Annotated in this window: 15 protein-coding genes, 1 tRNA gene and 2 pseudogenes; 11 read left to right on the forward strand and 7 right to left on the reverse strand. The window is 63.1% G+C overall.

Going from position 1 to position 17659, the window contains the following annotated elements; genetic code table 11:
* A pseudogene (locus ACTG4J_RS08735) lies at positions 1 to 194 on the reverse strand (hypothetical protein); the annotation flags it as partial.
* 157 nt (positions 195 to 351) lie between these two features.
* Here ACTG4J_RS08735 and cysS point away from each other — a divergent pair.
* From cysS to ACTG4J_RS08750, 3 genes and pseudogenes are all read left to right on the forward strand, one after another.
* A pseudogene (cysS, locus tag ACTG4J_RS08740) lies at positions 352 to 1751 on the forward strand (cysteine--tRNA ligase).
* A 36-nt stretch (positions 1752 to 1787) separates the two neighbouring features.
* Positions 1788 to 3407, forward strand: coding sequence for a citramalate synthase (gene cimA / locus ACTG4J_RS08745; RefSeq protein ID WP_439138772.1), 1620 nt, complete (start codon positions 1788 to 1790; stop codon positions 3405 to 3407).
* A complete protein-coding gene (locus tag ACTG4J_RS08750) occupies positions 3404 to 4174 on the forward strand; it encodes a squalene/phytoene synthase family protein (protein WP_439138773.1) in 771 nt (256 codons plus the stop codon). Before cimA ends, ACTG4J_RS08750 begins: the two co-directional genes overlap by 4 nt.
* A 14-nt stretch (positions 4175 to 4188) precedes the next feature.
* Here ACTG4J_RS08750 and ACTG4J_RS08755 read toward each other — a convergent pair whose 3' ends face one another.
* Complete coding sequence (locus ACTG4J_RS08755) at positions 4189 to 5427, reverse strand: MFS transporter (protein WP_439138774.1); 1239 nt, start codon at positions 5425 to 5427, stop codon at positions 4189 to 4191.
* A 101-nt stretch (positions 5428 to 5528) separates the two neighbouring features.
* Between ACTG4J_RS08755 and ACTG4J_RS08760 the strand changes: the two genes are divergently transcribed.
* The 7 genes from ACTG4J_RS08760 to pgi all read left to right on the forward strand — a co-directional run bounded on the left by ACTG4J_RS08760 (position 5529) and on the right by pgi (position 12529).
* A complete protein-coding gene (locus ACTG4J_RS08760) occupies positions 5529 to 6161 on the forward strand; it encodes a DNA-3-methyladenine glycosylase family protein (protein ID WP_439138775.1) in 633 nt (210 codons plus the stop codon).
* Positions 6158 to 6844: an alpha/beta hydrolase gene (locus ACTG4J_RS08765; protein WP_439138777.1), complete on the forward strand. Its 687-nt coding sequence runs from the start codon at positions 6158 to 6160 to the stop codon at positions 6842 to 6844. The genes ACTG4J_RS08760 and ACTG4J_RS08765 overlap by 4 nt, the downstream gene beginning before the upstream one ends.
* Before the next feature lie 183 nt (positions 6845 to 7027).
* A complete protein-coding gene (locus ACTG4J_RS08770; protein ID WP_439138789.1) occupies positions 7028 to 7612 on the forward strand; it encodes an HNH endonuclease in 585 nt (194 codons plus the stop codon).
* A gap of 118 nt (positions 7613 to 7730) precedes the next feature.
* On the forward strand, positions 7731 to 8687 hold the full coding sequence (gene speB, locus ACTG4J_RS08775; RefSeq protein ID WP_439138779.1) for an agmatinase: 957 nt from the start codon (positions 7731 to 7733) through the stop codon (positions 8685 to 8687).
* A gap of 113 nt (positions 8688 to 8800) precedes the next feature.
* Positions 8801 to 10246, forward strand: a complete 1446-nt coding sequence (zwf, locus tag ACTG4J_RS08780; RefSeq protein ID WP_439138780.1) for a glucose-6-phosphate dehydrogenase — start codon at positions 8801 to 8803, stop codon at positions 10244 to 10246.
* A gap of 1 nt (position 10247) precedes the next feature.
* Positions 10248 to 10919, forward strand: coding sequence for a 6-phosphogluconolactonase (pgl, locus tag ACTG4J_RS08785; protein WP_439138781.1), 672 nt, complete (start codon positions 10248 to 10250; stop codon positions 10917 to 10919).
* 5 nt (positions 10920 to 10924) lie between these two features.
* Positions 10925 to 12529, forward strand: a complete 1605-nt coding sequence (pgi, locus tag ACTG4J_RS08790) for a glucose-6-phosphate isomerase (protein WP_439138791.1) — start codon at positions 10925 to 10927, stop codon at positions 12527 to 12529.
* Between the two features lie 54 nt (positions 12530 to 12583).
* Here pgi and ACTG4J_RS08795 read toward each other — a convergent pair whose 3' ends face one another.
* On the reverse strand, positions 12584 to 13078 hold the full coding sequence (locus tag ACTG4J_RS08795; RefSeq protein ID WP_439138783.1) for an acyl-CoA thioesterase: 495 nt from the start codon (positions 13076 to 13078) through the stop codon (positions 12584 to 12586).
* A gap of 141 nt (positions 13079 to 13219) precedes the next feature.
* Between ACTG4J_RS08795 and ACTG4J_RS08800 the strand changes: the two genes are divergently transcribed.
* On the forward strand, positions 13220 to 14254 hold the full coding sequence (locus ACTG4J_RS08800; RefSeq protein ID WP_439138784.1) for an AbrB family transcriptional regulator: 1035 nt from the start codon (positions 13220 to 13222) through the stop codon (positions 14252 to 14254).
* A 262-nt stretch (positions 14255 to 14516) separates the two neighbouring features.
* On the opposite strand, the gene ACTG4J_RS08805 is transcribed toward ACTG4J_RS08800, so the two are convergent.
* The 4 genes from ACTG4J_RS08805 to ACTG4J_RS08820 form a co-directional block, all read right to left on the reverse strand.
* Entirely contained in the window at positions 14517 to 15656 is a 1140-nt protein-coding gene (locus ACTG4J_RS08805) for a glycine cleavage T C-terminal barrel domain-containing protein (protein ID WP_439138786.1), read from the reverse strand.
* Between the two features lie 137 nt (positions 15657 to 15793).
* Positions 15794 to 16297: an Lrp/AsnC family transcriptional regulator gene (locus tag ACTG4J_RS08810; RefSeq protein ID WP_439138793.1), complete on the reverse strand. Its 504-nt coding sequence runs from the start codon at positions 16295 to 16297 to the stop codon at positions 15794 to 15796.
* A 186-nt stretch (positions 16298 to 16483) separates the two neighbouring features.
* A tRNA-Gly gene (locus ACTG4J_RS08815) sits at positions 16484 to 16557 on the reverse strand.
* A gap of 57 nt (positions 16558 to 16614) precedes the next feature.
* The coding region (locus tag ACTG4J_RS08820) for an ASKHA domain-containing protein (protein ID WP_439138788.1) at positions 16615 to 17659 on the reverse strand (1045 nt) is incomplete at its 5' end.

Below are 17659 nucleotides of genomic sequence, written 5' to 3' on the forward strand. Positions count from 1 at the left end.
ATCATCGCCAACGCATGCGACATGCCCGCCGTACGCACCGAAAGGCCCGCGCCGGTTTCGGTATAGGCGGCGAACATATGCCCATGGATTTTCCAAACGACCGTATCGGGGCCAAAAGGTTGATCCTTTTGAGCCTCGGGGAGGGTCCGACAGAATCTATCGACGAATTCATGGCGCATTGTTTGCGTATACAAATATATACCGAAGCGCGTGTCAAAATGATCCTGCAGCTATCGGTTTGGAAAGAAAGGACATGCTGACGCAGGGCGCCGCGGGCTTGTCGCGGTTTTCAACAGATGCGCAAGCTGATACTTGGCCGAAGCTGCGCTTTGGATCGCTGAAAGGCATGTCATGGTCGAGATCCGTCTCAGAAACTCACGCACCAGGCGGGTCGAGCCGTTGGAACCCACCGCAACGCCGGGCCGGGTCGCGATGTATGTCTGTGGCCCGACGGTCTATGATCGCGCGCATTTGGGTAATGCGCGGCCCGTGATCGTCTTCGATGTGCTCTACCGGCTGCTGCGCCATGTCTACGGTGCGGACAACGTCACCTATGCGCGCAACTTCACCGATGTGGACGACAGGATCAACGAGACTGCGCTCGCAAGGAAACAGGCCGGTGCGCCCGGCACGCTCGAGGATCTGATCGCCGAGCGGAGCGAGGAAACCATCGCATGGTACCACGCCGACATGGACGCGCTCGGCAACCTGCGCCCCGACCATGAGCCGCGCGCGACCGCGTTCATCGGCCAGATGATCGCCATGATCGCGGAGCTGATCGTCAAGGGCCACGCCTATGAGAAAGAGGGGCATGTGCTGTTCCGCGTGCGCTCCTATGCCGATTACGGCAAGCTGTCGGGCCGCTCTGTCGATGACATGATCGCGGGCGCGCGGGTCGAGGTCGCACCCTTCAAGGAAGACCCGATGGATTTCGTGCTGTGGAAACCCTCCAGCGATGATCTGCCGGGATGGGAGAGCCCTTGGGGGCGCGGGCGGCCCGGCTGGCACATCGAATGCTCGGCCATGGCGCATGAGCTGTTGGGCGCGAGCTTCGACATCCATGGCGGCGGCAACGATCTGCTGTTTCCGCATCACGAGAACGAGATCGCGCAGTCCTGCTGCGCCCATCCCGAGGGTTCGTTCGCCCGCATCTGGATGCATAACGAGATGTTGCAGGTCGAGGGCAAGAAGATGTCCAAGCGCTTGGCAATTTCTTCACCGTTCGCGATTTGCTCGATCAGGGCATCAAGGGCGAGGTGATAAGGTTCGTGTTCCTCAGCACGCATTATTCCAAGCCGATGGATTGGACCGCGAAAAAGGCTGAGGAGGCCGAGAAGGCGCTGCGCAAATGGTATGCGCTTTGCGACGGACAAGCGCCCGATGCCCTTCCACCCGCCGCGATCCTTGCGGCCTTGGGCGATGATCTCAATACCGCGCAGGCAATCGCCGAGTTGCACCAGATCGCACAATCTGGCCAAGCCTCCGCCTTGGTGGCGGCCTTGCGGCTCTTGGGCTTGTTGGGCGATGCGATCCCTGAATGGGCGCGTGCGCAATCGGTTGACCTTTCGCGCCAAGCCGCCGCGCTGAGTGCTGCCCGCGACATGGCCAAGCAGACCAAGGACTTCGCTCCCGTGGACGCCCTCAAATCCGCACTCACCGCTGCGGGTGTCGAGGTGCGGATGTCGAAAGAGGGGGTGGAGTTGATCCCCGGTCCGGGCTTCGATGCTGCCAAGCTGGAGGGGCTCTTGTGAGGCGCACCAATCTGACAAGGACAAGGGTTTCCACCCATGCCTGACCGCCTTTACCTCTACGACACCACGCTGCGTGACGGGCAGCAGACGCAGGGCGTGCAATTCTCGACCCAAGACAAGATCCGCATCGCGACCGCCCTCGACGCGCTGGGGATCGACCATATCGAAGGCGGCTGGCCGGGGGCAAACCCCACCGACAGCGCCTTTTTCGAAAACGCGCCGCAAACTCGCGCCATGATGACCGCCTTTGGCATGACCAAGCGGGCGGGTCGCTCGGCCGAAAACGACGATGTTCTGGCGGCGGTGCTGAACGCGGGCACAAGGGCTGTCTGTCTGGTGGGCAAGGCGCATGATTTCCACGTGACCGAGGCGCTTGGCATCACGCTGGACGAGAATGTCGAGAATATCCGTGCCTCTATCGCGCATTGCGTGGCCCAAGGGCGCGAGGCGCTATTCGACGCCGAGCATTTCTTTGACGGCTACAAGGCCAATCCCGACTACGCGCTCTCGTGCCTGCGCGCGGCTCATCAGGCGGGCGCGCGTTGGGTCGTGCTTTGCGACACCAATGGCGGTACGCTGCCCGTCGAGATCGGTGAGATCACCGCCGCCGTGGTTGCGGCGGGCATTCCCGGCGATCATTTGGGCATCCATACCCATAACGACACCGAAACAGGGGTGGCAGGGGCGCTTGCCGCCGTGATGGCGGGCGCGCGCCAGATCCAAGGGACGCTGAATGGTTTGGGCGAGCGCTGCGGAAATGCCAATCTGACGGCGCTGATCCCCACGCTCTTGCTCAAAGAACCCTATGCCAGCCGGTTTGCGACAGGCATCACGCCGGATGGTCTGCGCGATCTGACGCGGATCTCGCGCATGCTCGACGATATCTTGAACCGCGTGCCGATGCGGCAAGCGGCCTATGTGGGGGCCTCGGCCTTTGCGCACAAGGCAGGGCTGCATGCCTCGGCGATTGCCAAAGACCCCACCACTTACGAGCATATCGACCCCACGCAGGTCGGCAATGCGCGGATCATTCCGATGTCGAACCAGGCGGGCCAATCCAACCTGCGCCAGCGTTTGGTGGAGATGGGGCTCGATGTGGCGCGCGATCATCCCGCGCTGCCCGGGATATTGGACGAGATCAAGGCGCGCGAGGATCAGGGCTATGCATACGACACCGCGCAGGCGAGTTTCGAATTGCTCGCCCGCCGCGCGCTTGGCGAGATGCCCCGCTTCTTCGAGGTCAAGCGCTACCGGGTGACGGTCGAGCGGCGCAAGAACAAGTATGACCAGATGGTCAGCCTGTCCGAGGCGGTGGTGGTGCTCAAGATCGGCGAGGACAAGATGCTTTCGGTCAGCGAGAGCATGGACGAGGCAGGCACGGATCGCGGCCCGGTCAATGCGCTCGCGAAAGCCTTGGCCAAGGATCTCGGCCCATATCAGCGCTATATCGAAGACATCCGGCTGGTGGATTTCAAGGTGCGCATCACCCAAGGCGGGACCGAGGCCGTGACCCGCGTGATCATCGACAGCGAGGATGCCACGGGGCGGCGCTGGTCGACCGTGGGCGTCTCGGCCAACATCGTCGATGCGAGTTTCGAGGCGCTGCTCGATGCGATCATGTGGAAGCTGGCGCGCGACGGCGCCCCGCCATCATGAGCCTGCAGGCCTGCGCCGATCTGGTGGCCAAGGCCGACCCCGAGCGGTTTCGCGCCACGATGGCCGCCCCCTTGGCCGCGCGCGCGGTGCTGTTTCCGCTCTACGCCTTCAATATCGAGGTCAGCCGCGCCCCTTGGGTGACGGAAGAGCCGCTGATCGCCGAGATGCGGCTGCAATTCTGGCGCGACGTGATCGAAGAGCTTGCCGCTGGCAAGCCGCCGCGCGCCCATGAGGTGGTGGCGCCCTTGGCCGCTGCGATCCCGGCGGAGTTGATCGGGGCGCTCGATGCGCTGATCGTGGCAAGAAGCTGGGATATCTACCGCGAACCTTTCGCCGATCGGGCGGCATTCGATGCCTATATCGCCGATACCGCCGGGCCGCTCGTGACGGTCGCCGCCCATGCGCTTGGGGCGGATGCGCACCAAGCGGCGGGTCTCGCCGATGCGGGATGGGGCTTTGGGCTGGCCAAGTTCTTGGTGGCGGTGCCAGCCCTCGAGGCGGCAGGGCGCGTGCCACTGGTCGATGGGCGGCCCAAGGCAGTTGCCGATCTGGCAGCCGAAGGGGTGGCGCGTCTGGCGCGCGCGCGTCAACAGGCGGGGCCGGTGCCGCGCATCGCGCGCGCCGCGCTGTTCGCGGGATTTCGAGCCGAGCGGATCTTGCGCGCCGCGATCGCCGATCCGGGGCGGGTGGCGGCGGGAAGCCTACCGGCGGCGGGCCTACGCGACAGCCTGCGCTTGGCCGCCCTTGCGGCGGGCGCGCGCTGGTAGCGGGAACTCAGCCCTTAGGCCGCAAGCGCATCCTTGGGGCGCAGCGCCAGCCAGATCAGTGCGGCACCTGCCAAGATCAAGAAAGGCAGCATGGCAAGGTTCACCGCCGTCCAGCCCGTCTGCACATCATCGCCAAAGCTCATCATCAGGCCCGAGGAGAGCGACGCGAAGGTCACGCAGCCGAAGACGAGGAAATCATTCATCCCCTGCACCCGGCCACGTTCCTCGGGTGCGTGGGCCTGGGTGAGCATCGCTGTGGCCCCGATGAAGCCGAAATTCCAGCCCACGCCAAGCAGGATCAGCGCCACGAAGAATTGCGTCAGCTCCACCCCCGTCAGCGCCACGATCCCCGCCGCGGCCAGAAGCGCGAGCCCCAGCGCCACGATCCGCATCGCGCCGAAGCGCGCGATCAGATGGCCCGTCACGAAGGAGGGCGCATACATCGCGATCACATGGGCCGAGACCACATCGGCCGCATTGCCCGTGGTAAAGCCGCAGCCCACCACCGCCAAAGGCGTCGAGGTCATCATCAGGTTCATCAGCGCGTAAGAGACCATGCCGCAGATGACCGCGACCGCGATCCGGGGATCGCGCAGCAATTCGGCCCGGCTGCGCCCGGTGGACGCACCGGGTTTGGGGGCGGCGGGTTTGGGCACATCGAGAAAGGCGAAAAGCCATGCGCCGACAAGGTTGATCGCCACCACGAAAACATACGAGCCGACGAAGGGGATCACCGTCGCATCGACGCTGAATTTCACCAATTGCGGGCCGACAAGCGCCGATAATAGCCCGCCCGCCATGACATAGGAGATTGCCTTGGGGCGAAACGCCTCGGACGCGGTATCGGTCGCGGCAAAGCGGTAGAAGCCCTGCGCCGACATGTAGATGCCGGTGAGGTAGGAGCCGATGAGAAACAGCGCGAAGCTGTCGATCCACAGCCCCCATGCCGAGACCGCCGCACCTGCCGCACCGCCCAAGGCACCGACGACGAAACCCAAGCGCCGCCCGAACCGCTGCATCAAGGCCGAGAGCCAGGGTGCGGTCGTCATCGAGCCGAACACGATCAGCGAGATCGGGATGGTGGCAAGCGCGGGCGAGGGGGCGATCATCAACCCCGCAAGCCCGCCCACGGTAAAGATCAGCGGCATCTGCGCGCCGAGGATGGCTTGGGCCGCGACCAGGACCGCGACATTGCGCTTGGCGCGGCTGTCGTCATGTGTTGGGCTGAGAGGGGCAGTGTTTGTCAATGTCATGCAGTTGGCGTAGCGCCTTTGCCGCGCATCGTCCAGTATGCGTCGCGCGGTGCGGCAAGGGCGGGATTTGCGTATTTTTGGAAAGATGAAGGGGCAGGGTGGTGCACGAACCCTTACGGATCGAGGCAGCGGCGGATCTGGCGGCGGGCGCAAAGCGGCTTGCCTTGTGCGATGACCGATTTGTGCCGATCCTTGCGGCGGTAGGGCCTTTGCCCTTGCGCCGACAGGCCGATGGGTTCGGGGCATTGTTCGCTGCAATTGTCGGCCAGCAAATCTCGACCGCGGCGGCGGCGGCGATCTGGGCGCGGTTGGAGGCGGGCGGGCTGACGCGGCCAGCGGCGCTGTTGGGGGCATCCGACGATGATTTGCGTGCCGCCGGGCTGTCGCGACCCAAGATCCGATATGCGCGTGGGCTGGCGGCGGCGGAGATCGACTATGCCGCCTTGCGCCACATGCCGAGTGCCGCGGTGGTATCGGAACTGGTCGCCTTGCCGGGCATCGGGCGGTGGACGGCCGAGATTTATACCTGTTTCGCGCTTGGACATGCCGATGTGTTCCCGGCCGGCGATCTGGCCCTGCAATTGGCCGTAGCGCGCGCCTTCGATCTGTCCGCGCGACCGCGGGAGCGCGATCTTAGGCGCATGGCCGAGGCTTGGTCGCCCGTGCGCGCTGTTGCCGCGCGCGCGCTTTGGGCCTACTACCGGATCGCAACCAACCGGGAGGGTAGCTCGTGACGCGGGTTTTGGATTACGGCACGGTGCCGGCGCAATCGGGTGCGCCCGATAGCATGGTGATCTTCTTGCATGGCTATGGCGCGGATGGCGCCGATCTGCTGGGGTTGGCCGATCCCTTGGCGCCGCATCTGCCCGACACGATATTTCTGGCCCCCAATGCGCCGGAACACTCGGCCATGAACCCGATGGGGTTTCAATGGTTCCCAATCCCGTGGATCGACGGATCGTCGGAGGAGGAGGCCGCCGCAGGGCTGGCGCGGGCAAGCGACGACCTGAACGCCTTTCTCGACCGGGTGATGGTCGATCACGACATGCTGCCGGAACAGGTCGCGCTGGTGGGCTTCAGCCAAGGCACGATGATGAGCCTGCATGTCGCCCCGCGCCGCGAGGATGCGCTGGCGGGCGTGGTCGGTTTCTCGGGGCGGCTTTTGTCGCCCGAGGCGCTGGCCGATGAGGTGGTGGTCCGCCCGCCGATCTTGCTTATCCATGGCGATGCCGATGAGGTCGTGCCGCCGCAATCCTTGCCACAAGCGGCCGAAGCGCTGGAAGCGGCGGGCTTCAAGGAGGTCTATGCCCATGTGATGCGCGGCACGGGCCACGGGATCGCGCCCGATGGGCTGTCGGTGGCGCTGGCCTTTTTGCGACAGGTATTGGGCCAAGAGCGCGGCTTGGGCCAAGACTAGCCGATCGCGTCATGAAACTGTCAGCTTCATCCCCTATCCCGGCGGTAGGCACACAGCATATTGTTGGGCTTGCCCTGATCAAAAGCCTAGATATAGTGTGCGCATAGCTGGGGCGGGTCGCCCGCTCTGGTGCTTGGCGATCGAGCAGACAGGGTGGGAGCGGACTCGCACATGGACGCGGACATAGAGATCGATTTCAGAACCCAGTTCGTGCGCGCGCCCGGTGCGTTGAAAAGCCATCCCGCACTTGTTCTGAACGCAGATTATCGTCCCTTGAGCTACTATCCGCTGTCGCTATGGCCGTGGCAGGAGGCGATCAAGGCGGCATGGCTCGACAGGGTCGATATCGTGGCCGAGTATGACGCGGTGGTCAGGTCGCCATCGACCGAGATAAGAATACCTTCGGTGGTGGTGCTGAAGGATTACGTCAAACCGCAAAAGCGCGTGGCCTTCACGCGCTTTAATCTTTTTCTGCGGGATGAATTCTCGTGCCAATATTGCGGATCGAAGGGCGATTTGACGTTTGATCATGTGGTGCCGCGCGCGCGGGGCGGCGTGACGAGTTGGGAAAATGTCGTGGCCGCCTGTTCGCGTTGCAACCTGCGCAAGGGGGCGAAAAGCCTGCGCCAATCGGGGCTGAGCTTGCGCAAACCGCCGCGCCAACCCGGCGCCGAGGAATTGCGCAATATGGGGCGGCGCTTTCCGCCCAACCACCTGCATGAAAGCTGGCTGGATTTCCTTTACTGGGACAGCGAACTGGAGGCGTGATCGCCGCCCGTTGTCGGGGCGGTATACGCGTATTTCTGGAAAGATGAAGGCGCAGGCCGCGTGACAGGGCAAGTTTGGGCCGATAACATCGGCGCTGCCCTTTTTGAAAGCGATACCCATGTCCGACCCCTTCTTTCAGCCGCCCTCAGGTACTGATTTGCCGCGTTATGCCGGGGTGCCCAGTTTCATGCGGCTGCCCTATCTGCCCGCCGGGCATCCGCGTCGCGGCGATGTCGATATCGGGATTTTCGGTCTGCCTTGGGATGGGGCGACATCGAACCGTCCGGGTGCGCGCCACGGGCCGCGCGCCTTGCGCGATGCTTCGACCATGATCCGCGAGCGCAACCGCGCCACCGCGCAAGAGCCCTTCAAATCCGCGCGGATCGCCGATCTGGGCGATGTCGCGATGAGCCCGGTCGACCAGGACGAGGCGCTTGGCAATGCGCAAAGCTTTATCGCGGATCTGCTGGCCGAGGGCATTCGCCCCTTCATGGTGGGCGGCGATCACCTTTGCACGCTGACGGTTTTGCGTGCCTTGCGGGCGGTGCGCGGTGCGCCCTTCGGGCTGGTGCTGCTTGATAGCCATACCGATCTTTACCCGCCCTATTTCGGCGGGCGCACGCTGACCCATGGCAACCCGTTTCGCCAAGCGATCGAGGAGGGCTGCCTTGACCCCGCGCGCTGTGTGATGGCGGGGATGCGCGGGACATCCTACAACACCTCGGATTTCGATTACGGGATCGAACGCGGCGTACGGATCATGCCGATCGAGGAATGCATGGAGCTTGGCTGGGCGCAGGTCATGCAAATCGCGCGCGAGGTGGTGGGGACCGGCCCCAGCTATGTCAGCTTCGACATCGATTTCGTCGATCCCGCTTATGCGCCCGGCACCGGCACGCCCGAGGTGGGTGGCCCGACGAGCTTTCAGGCAATCCAATGCGTGCGCGCGCTCCGCGGGCTTGATATCATCGGGGCCGATCTGGTCGAGGTGTCGCCGCCTTTCGACAATGGCGGTATCACGGCATGGCTGGGGGCATCGATCATGTTCGAGTTGCTGTGCGCGATGCAGCCGTAACAGGGGGCTGACGCGGCTTTTGCTGGACTTGAGCGGCGGCTGCGTATAATGCCGGGACAAGAAGGGCCGTTAGCGCTAACAGCTCCAATTTTGCGGATGTGGAAGGGCGGAATATGGTTTCGCGTGTTATTCCGGTCGAGGCCTTCGACCTCGTGATCTTCGGCGCTACGGGCGATCTGGCGCGCCGCAAGATCCTGCCCGGTCTTTACCGACGGTTTTGCGACGGGCAGATGCCGCAAGATGCCTGTATCATCGGGGCGGCGCGCACCGAACAAGACAGCGCAGCGTGGATCGCGCAAACCGTCGAGGCGATCGAGAGTTATCTTCCCGCAAGCAAACGCGACGCGAATACCATGGCCGCCTTTTGCGAACGTCTGCGCTATGTGGCGGTCGATGCGATGGGTGATGCCGGCTGGGCAGCGCTGGCGCAGATGATGCGCCCCGATGTGGTGCAAGCCTTTTATTTCTCGGTCGCGCCCAGCTTGTTTGGGGCCTTGGCTGAGCGGCTTCATCACTTCAATATCGCACGACAAGACGCTAGAATCGTGGTAGAAAAACCCTTCGGTCGTGATCGTGAAACAGCGCGTGCGCTGAACGCGACGCTGGCTGCGCATTTCAACGAAACCCAGATCTACCGCATCGACCATTACCTTGGCAAAGAGACGGTCCAAAACCTTATGGCGGTGCGGTTCGGCAATACGCTCTTCGAGCCGCTATGGAACGCGCAATATGTCGATCATGTGCAGATCACCGTCGCCGAAGAGGTCGGTGTCGGTGGGCGCGGGGCCTATTACGACAAATCCGGGGCGATGCGGGACATGGTGCAGAACCATCTCATGCAGCTGTTGTGCCTGACCGCGATGGAGCCGCCCGCACGGTTCGAGCCCGATGCCGTGCGTGACGAAAAGCTCAAGGTCATCCGTGCCTTGGAACCCGTGGCGCAAAAACAGATCGTGCGCGGCCAATATCAGGCGGGCAGCAACCCCTCCTATCTGGCCGATGTCGAGAACCCGGGCAGCCGCACAGAAAGCTTCATTGCGATGAAGCTGATGATCGCCAATTGGCGTTGGAATGGCACGCCCTTCTACCTGCGGACCGGCAAGCGGATGAAGGCGCGCAAATCAGAGATCGTGATCCATTTCAAAACCCCGCCGCATTCGATTTTCGATGCCGATGCAGGGCGGATGGCCAATGTGCTGTCGATCCGGTTGCAACCCGACGAGGGGATCGATCTGCGGGTGACGATCAAGGAGCCGGGACCGGGCGGGATGCGCTTGATCGATGTGCCGCTCGACATGAGTTTCGCCGAGGCGCTGGGGCCCGAGGCCGCCGATGTGCCGGATGCTTATGAGCGGCTGATCATGGATGTGATCCGGGGCAACCAGACGCTGTTCATGCGCGGTGACGAGGTTGAGGCGGCATGGGCCTGGACCGACCCGATCATCGCCGCCTGGGAGGCACAGGGCGCACGCCCCTTGCCCTATGCGGCAGGCAGCACCGGCCCGGAGGAGGCCGCGATCATGATGCATCAAGATGGTCGACGCTGGCAGGATATTTGAGATGGAATTCATCGCATACCCGGACCGCGAGATGATGATGCTGGCCTTGGCCGACCGCTTGACCGGCGATCTTGCCTCGGCGCTGCGTCGTCAAGAGCGTGTCAGCTTTTCGGTGCCGGGCGGCACAACGCCGGGGCCGATTTTCGATGTGCTGGCTGAGCAGGATTTGGATTGGGGCCGTGTCGCGGTGGTGTTGAACGATGAACGTTGGGTGCCCGAGGATAGTCCGCGTTCGAACACCGCGCTGGTCAAGAAACGTTTATTGATATCAAAGGCCAAGGGTGCGACCTTCATTCCGCTTTATGTGGAGGCGCCGGTCCCCGAGGACAAGATCGGGGCGCTTTGCGAGGGGCTGGAGGCATCTTTGCCGATCTCGGTTCTGCTCTTGGGCATGGGCGAGGATATGCATACCGCCAGCCTGTTTCCGGGCGCTGATAATCTTGCCGCCGCCTTGGCCGATGACGCCCCGCCCTTGATGGCGATGCGTGCGGCGGCAGCGGGTGAGCCGCGGGTCACCTTGACAGCGCCAGTTCTGCGCGGCGCGCTCGCGACCCATATCGTCATTACAGGGGCCGCCAAACGGGCGGCCATCGAACGGGCGGCAGGGCTATCACCGCTTAAGGCGCCGATTGCCTGTGTCTTGGGCCAAGCGGTCGTACATTGGGCGGAGTGAAGATGATGGACGCGATCTGGGCCACTCTCAAGGATCACGCGGCCACGACCGCCGGGCGCAGCATCGTGTCGCTGTTCGACGCGGCGGGGCGCGCGCAACGGTTTTCATGGCGTTTGGGTGAAATGCTCTTCGATGCGTCCAAGACCAATCTGGATGATCGGTCCTTGGCGCTTTTGCTCGATCTGGCACGCGCCGCCGATCTTGAAGCGCATCGCGCGGCGATGTTCGCGGGCGAGCGCATCAACCAGACCGAAGGGCGCGCCGTGCTGCATACGGCGCTGCGGGCAAGTTCCGGGCCGATTGTCGTCGATGGCCAAGATGTCTTGCCCGAGATCGCGGCCACCCGCGCGCGGCTTTTTGCCTTTGCCGAAGGGGTACGCAGCGGCGCGATCACCGGTGCGGGCGGGCGTTACACGGATGTGGTCAATATCGGGATCGGCGGCTCTGACCTTGGGCCTGCGATGGCAACGCTGGCGCTTGCCCCTTACCATGACGGGCCGCGGGTGCATTATGTCTCGAATGTCGATGGGGCGCACATAAACGACACGTTGCAAGGGCTTGATCCAAAAACGACTTTGGTGATCGTTGCCTCCAAGACATTCACCACCATCGAAACCATGACCAATGCTGAAACGGCGCGGGCCTGGATGGCGAAATCCGTGACCGATCCGGCGGCGCAGTTCGTGGCTGTGTCAACGGCGCTTGCGCGCACCAGCGCTTTTGGAATCGCGCCCGAGCGCGTCTTTGGTTTCGCCGATTGGGTGGGAGGGCGCTATTCGCTTTGGGGGCCGATCGGTCTTGGGTTGGTGCTGGCGATCGGTTCGCAACGGTTCGAGGACTTTCTGGCCGGGGCCTGCGCGATGGATGGCCATTTCGCCACCGCACCGCTCGCGCAGAATATGCCGGTGATCTTGGCGCTGGTGGGGCTATGGCACAACCAAGTCCTGGGCCATGCGACGCGGGCTGTTTTGCCGTATGATCAACGGCTTGCGCGTTTGCCTGCCTATCTTCAGCAGCTTGAGATGGAAAGCAACGGCAAGCGCGTGGCGATGGATGGCAGCGTTCTCACCATGCAGTCCGGGCCTGTGGTCTGGGGTGAACCCGGCACTAACGGGCAGCACGCCTTTTACCAGCTGATCCATCAGGGCACGCGTGTGATCCCTTGTGAATTCCTGATCGCCGCCGAGGGGCATGAGCCGGAACTGGCCCATCATCACCGGCTGCTTTTGGCCAATTGCCTTGCGCAATCCGAGGCGCTGATGCTCGGGCGCAGCCTTGATGCGGCGCGGCAATTGATGGCGGCGCAAGGTTTGGGCGGCGCGGAACTGGAGATGCAGGCAAGCCACCGCGTCTTTGAGGGCGATCGCCCCTCGACCACGTTGATCTATCGCAAGCTGACGCCTTTCGTTCTGGGCCAGATCATCGCGCTTTACGAGCATCGCGTTTTCGTCGAGGGCGTGATCCTCGGGATCAACAGCTTCGATCAATGGGGGGTGGAGTTGGGCAAGGTCTTGGCCAGTGCGCTCGAACCGGTTTTGGCCGGGGAGGCCGATGACGCGGATAAGGATGGCTCGACCCGGCAACTCATCGATTTCGTGCGCGGTCACTGAGATTTGTGCGCGGAATGCGCGGTCAGCATGCGTATTTTGGAAAGATGAAGGGATCTAGGCGTTTTCTTGGACAGCGCCATCTTCCGTCATGAACGCTTGGCGCCCGGCGGTGGGAATGGCAAAACGGCCATCGCCTTTGCGCTCGAGCAAGACCAAGATCGCCTCGCCCGCGGCCATCTGTCGGGCTGGCCCGTCATGATTGGGCAAGAAGACGGCGAATTCCATCGTGAAAGAGGTTGTGCGAAAGGCGCGCGTGCGGCCCGTCACGATGTAGTCCATCCCGCGAAACATCTCGGCCAAGTAGTCACAGCTTGTGCGCTTGAGGACAAGCCTTGGGCTGTCGGGGCCATAATCGGTGACATGGCGCGCGGCCAGATAGGGCAGGCGCAAATTCTCGAACCAGCGCAGATAGGCGGTGTTGTTGACATGGCCCAAAGCGTCCAGCTCGCTGAAGCGGACGCGGTCGGCCATGCCGAAACCCCAAGGCGCGCCGATGCCCGCGCGTCTGAGCCCCTCGGGAGTGATCGGTGTGAGATAGTCCATGCTCATCGCGTGGTTTGTGGCGTGAAGCATGAGGGCCTGCAAGCGGATTTCGGGCGTGCCTTGGGCCCCGCTGCGCGGATCGCGCTTCCATTCGGCGATGGGTCGGATACATCTTTGAGGCGAAACCGAAGAAGTGGAGCCTTGGGCGTGCAAGCGATCGATCCCGACTGGCGCGCGGCCGCCATGGCCTTGTTGATCGGCGCGGCGGGGGCTGCGCTGTTTTGGGCCATCGGCTTTCCCGCCGCATTGCTGACCGGCCCGGCCACCGCCGTGTCGATCGCCGCGATCATGGGGGTGCGCTGTGTCATTCCACCTGCGTTGCGCGATGCTGTATTCTTGCTCATCGGTGTGTCCATCGGCAGCACCGTCACGCCCGAGGTGATCGCGACCGCGATGGCGTGGCCGTTATCGCTGGCGGTTTTGCTGGTGACCTTGATCCTTGTGTTGATCCTTGCGCTCATCGCCTTGGAGAAACTGTTCCGCTTTGACCGCATGACGGCGATGCTATCGGCGACGCCGGGGCATTTGAGCTACATTCTGGGCTTATCTACCGACATCGGGGCGGATGTGCCGCGCGTGGCCTTGGTGCAATCGATGCGGGTCTTGCTCTTGACCCTCGTGGTGCCTGTCTTGGTGGCGCTATGGGGTGTCGAGGGGACGGCGACATTGGCCGACCGCGGGATGATCGCGCCCTTGGGCTTGGCGGTGATCTTTCCGCTCGCTCTTGCCTTGGGCTGGTTGTTCAAGCGGATCAAGGTTCCGGCGGCGCTTTTGCTTGGCGCGATGGCGGTGTCGGCCGTGGGGCAGGGTTCCGATCTGACTCCCGGCGCGCTGCCCGCATGGGTGGTCGGGGCGGCCTTCATCGCGATGGGTTCGCTGATCGGCACGCGCTTTGTCGGGGTGGATCGCAGCGTGCTGGCCAGCGCGCTGATGGCGGGGCTGGTGTGCACCTTCATCGCCTGCGGCGTGGCTTCGCTCGGCGCGGTGCTGGCCTCCGAGCTTGTGGGCCTGCCGCCTGCGGTGTTGCTCTTGGCCTTTGCCCCCGGCGGGGTCGAGGTGATGGCCGCGATCGCCATCGAGACGGGGCTTGAGCCCGCCTTTGTCGCCGCACACCACGTGTTCCGGCTTTTGGCGCTGACCGTGATCGTGCCGGTCATGGTGGTCTGGGCGCGGCGCGGCTGAAAAAAAGGGCCGCGTCTTGGAGGGAGCGCGGCCCTTACGAGGGACAGGGAGGTCGGATCACGGCGGGAAGGGAGAATCCCGGCGTTTCCATGACACCGACAATGCCTGTTTGTTGCGGCGGAAATGAGGCGATCGAGAAACAATTTCAGGGTTTCTTCGCGCGGTTTGCGCGGCGACACACCGATAACATAAGTGGCACCACCCCGATGCGGGGCGGCGCCTGCTTGGTGATCAAAGTGATTTTTGGCAGATCCGCCGTGACTCAGGCCGCCGCCAGCGATTTTTTCGGATCATAGAATGGCCGCTCGACCACCGTGGCAGTTACCGGCCCGGACGGTGGAACGACCTCAAGCTCGGTGCCGATCCCGGCATGCTCGATGGCGATCATGGCAAGGGCGATGTTACGTTCCAGCCGGGGGGAATAGATCGCCGAAGTGACCTTGCCGATGGCCTTACCCGCATGGTTGATCGTCCAAAAGCGCGTGTTCGGGCCCTTGAGGGGTTCGCCCCCGACGATAAGCCCCACCTGAGTGCGCTGAACGCCCGTGGCCGCGATCCGCTTCAGGGCGGCCTTGCCGATGAAATCGGCCTCCATGTCCAGATCGACCAGACGGTCGAGGCCAAGCTCATAGGGGTTAGTGTTGATATCGGCATCCGCATGATAGGACAGCATGCCACCTTCGATCCGGCGGATCGACGAGGTGTGTCCGGGCTTCAACCCGAATTCCATGCCGGACGCCATGATCCGTTCCCACAGCATGTCGCCATGGGCGCTGTCGCGCAGATAGATCTCATAGCCAAGTTCACTGGACCAACCGGTGCGCGAGATGACCAAGGGGATGCCGTCCAATGTGACCTCGCGCAGCCAATAATATTTCAGCTCCATGATGCTGTCGCCAAAGAGCGCGCGCATGATCTCGCCCGATTTCGGCCCCTGCAGCTGAAGCGGCGATACATCGGGTTCACGGAGCTGGACATCGAGGCCGGAATGCACCGCCACACCCTGCGCCCAAAGTAGGATGTCGCTATCGGCAAGCGAGATCCAGAAATGGTTTTCCGCCAGCCGCAGCAAGATCGGATCGTTCAAGATGCCACCTTCGGCATTGGTGATCAGGATGTATTTGCATTGCCCAACCGCCATTTTCGAAAGGTTGCGAGGCGTCAACATCTGTACGAAACGCGCGGCATCCGGCCCGGTGATTTCGACCTGCCGCTCGACGGCGACATCGCACAAGATCGCGTCATTCACGAGGTTCCAGAAATTCTGCTCCGGATCGCCGAAGTCGCGCGGGATGTACATGTGGTTATAGACCGAAAACCCCTGCGCGCCCCAGCGCACGGTGGCGTCGAAATAGGGGGATTTGCGGATTTGTGTCCCAAAGCCGAATTCATCTGCATGCATGTTTGGCATCCTCGATTGCCCCGCGCCGCGACGCCCGGACATGGTTGAACCTTTGCCTTGTTAGGATCGAAACAGGCATGCGTGCGGACCAAAAAATGGGCCGGCTTGGGGCTTTTCGGGCCTTTTTCACGCCTTGCTTAGACCGTTTGGTCTTGTGGGCCGGAGGCGGCAAGTTTGGCGATGTTCGGGCGGCCCGCCTTGATCACGCGGGTGGCGATATAGGTCATGTAGCGATCGACGCCGAGATCGGCCTCGAGCATGTCTTGCATCAACGCTTGAAAGCTGGCGAGCGTCGGGCTGATGGTCTTGAGGACGTAATCCATACCGCCGCCCGTGGCCACGCATTCGGTGATCGCGTCATGCTTTGTCACCCATGCCTCGAACCGGTCAAAGTCGACCTTGCGATGCTGGGCAAGCGAGACGGTGACCATGACTTGCGCAAAATCGCAGATCCTTTCAAGCGCGATCACGCCGTGATAGCCGCGGATCAAACCCGCCGCCTTGAGCCGGTCGAGCCGTGCCCAACATGGGGTGGGGGAGATGTTGACGATCTCCGAGAGGCGGGTTTTGCTCAATTGCCCATGGCTTTGAACCGCGCTGAGTATCCGGATATCGGTTGTATCGAGGGCTGATTTTTTCAACGCGGCATTGCCTTCATGTGGTGCGATGAAGATGGGCCATGCCTCGGCGAAGGCAAGTTTCGGCATGGGACAGCGCTGCCATGCGATTGACGGATGCGAAAGATTGCAAGGCTTTTATGAATGACGCCATGCCCTGCGGTGCAAGCCAGGGTGGGGCACATGTGGCAACAGCGCAAGCACAGGCTTTGGAGCGGGTAGCGGGAATCGAACCCGCGCGTTCAGCTTGGGAAGCTGACAGGCTACCATTACATCATACCCGCCTTAAGGCGCTCAAATAGTCTTGCCGGGGCGGGCGCGTCAAGGCCCGACCAAAGGGGTCAGCCGCGCCGCCTGCGCCGCCCTCCGCCGTCACCCGGTGTCATGCCCGATGCGCCGAAGGCGACATGGGGCAGGGGCGCGATCTTGGCCAGTTCCGGGAAAGGGTCGGTTGCATGCGGGATGGCGTTGGCATTGACGAAATGCTCTTGAAAGCGCGGCTCGATGGCGGTTTCGATTTTGTCGATTTTCGTCACCACCTTTTCGATGCGTGAACGCGCGGCGCGGTTGCACAGCGCGATCCGTGCGCCGTGACCCGCCGCATTGCCGGCACTTGTGACATGGTCGAGCGTCACATCGGGGATCATGCCCAGAACCATCGCGTGCTTGGGGCTGATATGGGCGCCAAAGGCACCGGCCAGCACCACGCGGTCGACGCGGTCCACGCCGCGCTTGTCCATCAGCAGGCGTGCACCGGCGTAAAGTGCGGATTTCGCCAGCTGGATGGCGCGGATATCGCCTTGGGTCACGGTGATGCGCGGCCCGCCGGTCGCGGTTGCGTCATGGACAAGATATTCGAAGGTGCGCCCTGTGGGCTCGCAGCGCGCGCTGCCGGTGGCGTCGGGCCCGCCGATCAAACCGCTGGCATCAAGCAGACCCGCCATGCGCATTTCGGCCACCGCCTCGATGATGCCCGAGCCGCAGATGCCAGTGACGCCTGTGTCTTTCGTGGCCTCTGGAAACCCCGGATCATCGGACCACAGATCGCAGCCGATGACGCGGAAACGGGGTTCTTTGGTTTCGGGGTCGATCTCGATCCGCTCGATGGCGCCCGGCGCGGCACGCTGGCCCGCGCTGATCTGTGCGCCCTCAAAGGCCGGGCCGGTGGGCGAGGAACAGGCCAGAACGCCGGACTTGTCGCCCAAGAGGATCTCGGCATTGGTGCCGACATCGACGATCAGCGTCAGAACCTCGGCCTGATCAGGTTCTTCGGACAGCGCCACGGCGGCGGCATCGGCCCCCACATGGCCCGCGATGCAGGGCAATAGATAGACCTGCGCCGTGGGGGCGATGGTGGTCAGCCCAATCTCGCGTGCATCAAGTGTC

Origin of the sequence: Roseicyclus sp., from assembly GCF_965662675.1 — a bacterium.
Classification (GTDB): domain Bacteria; phylum Pseudomonadota; class Alphaproteobacteria; order Rhodobacterales; family Rhodobacteraceae; genus Roseicyclus.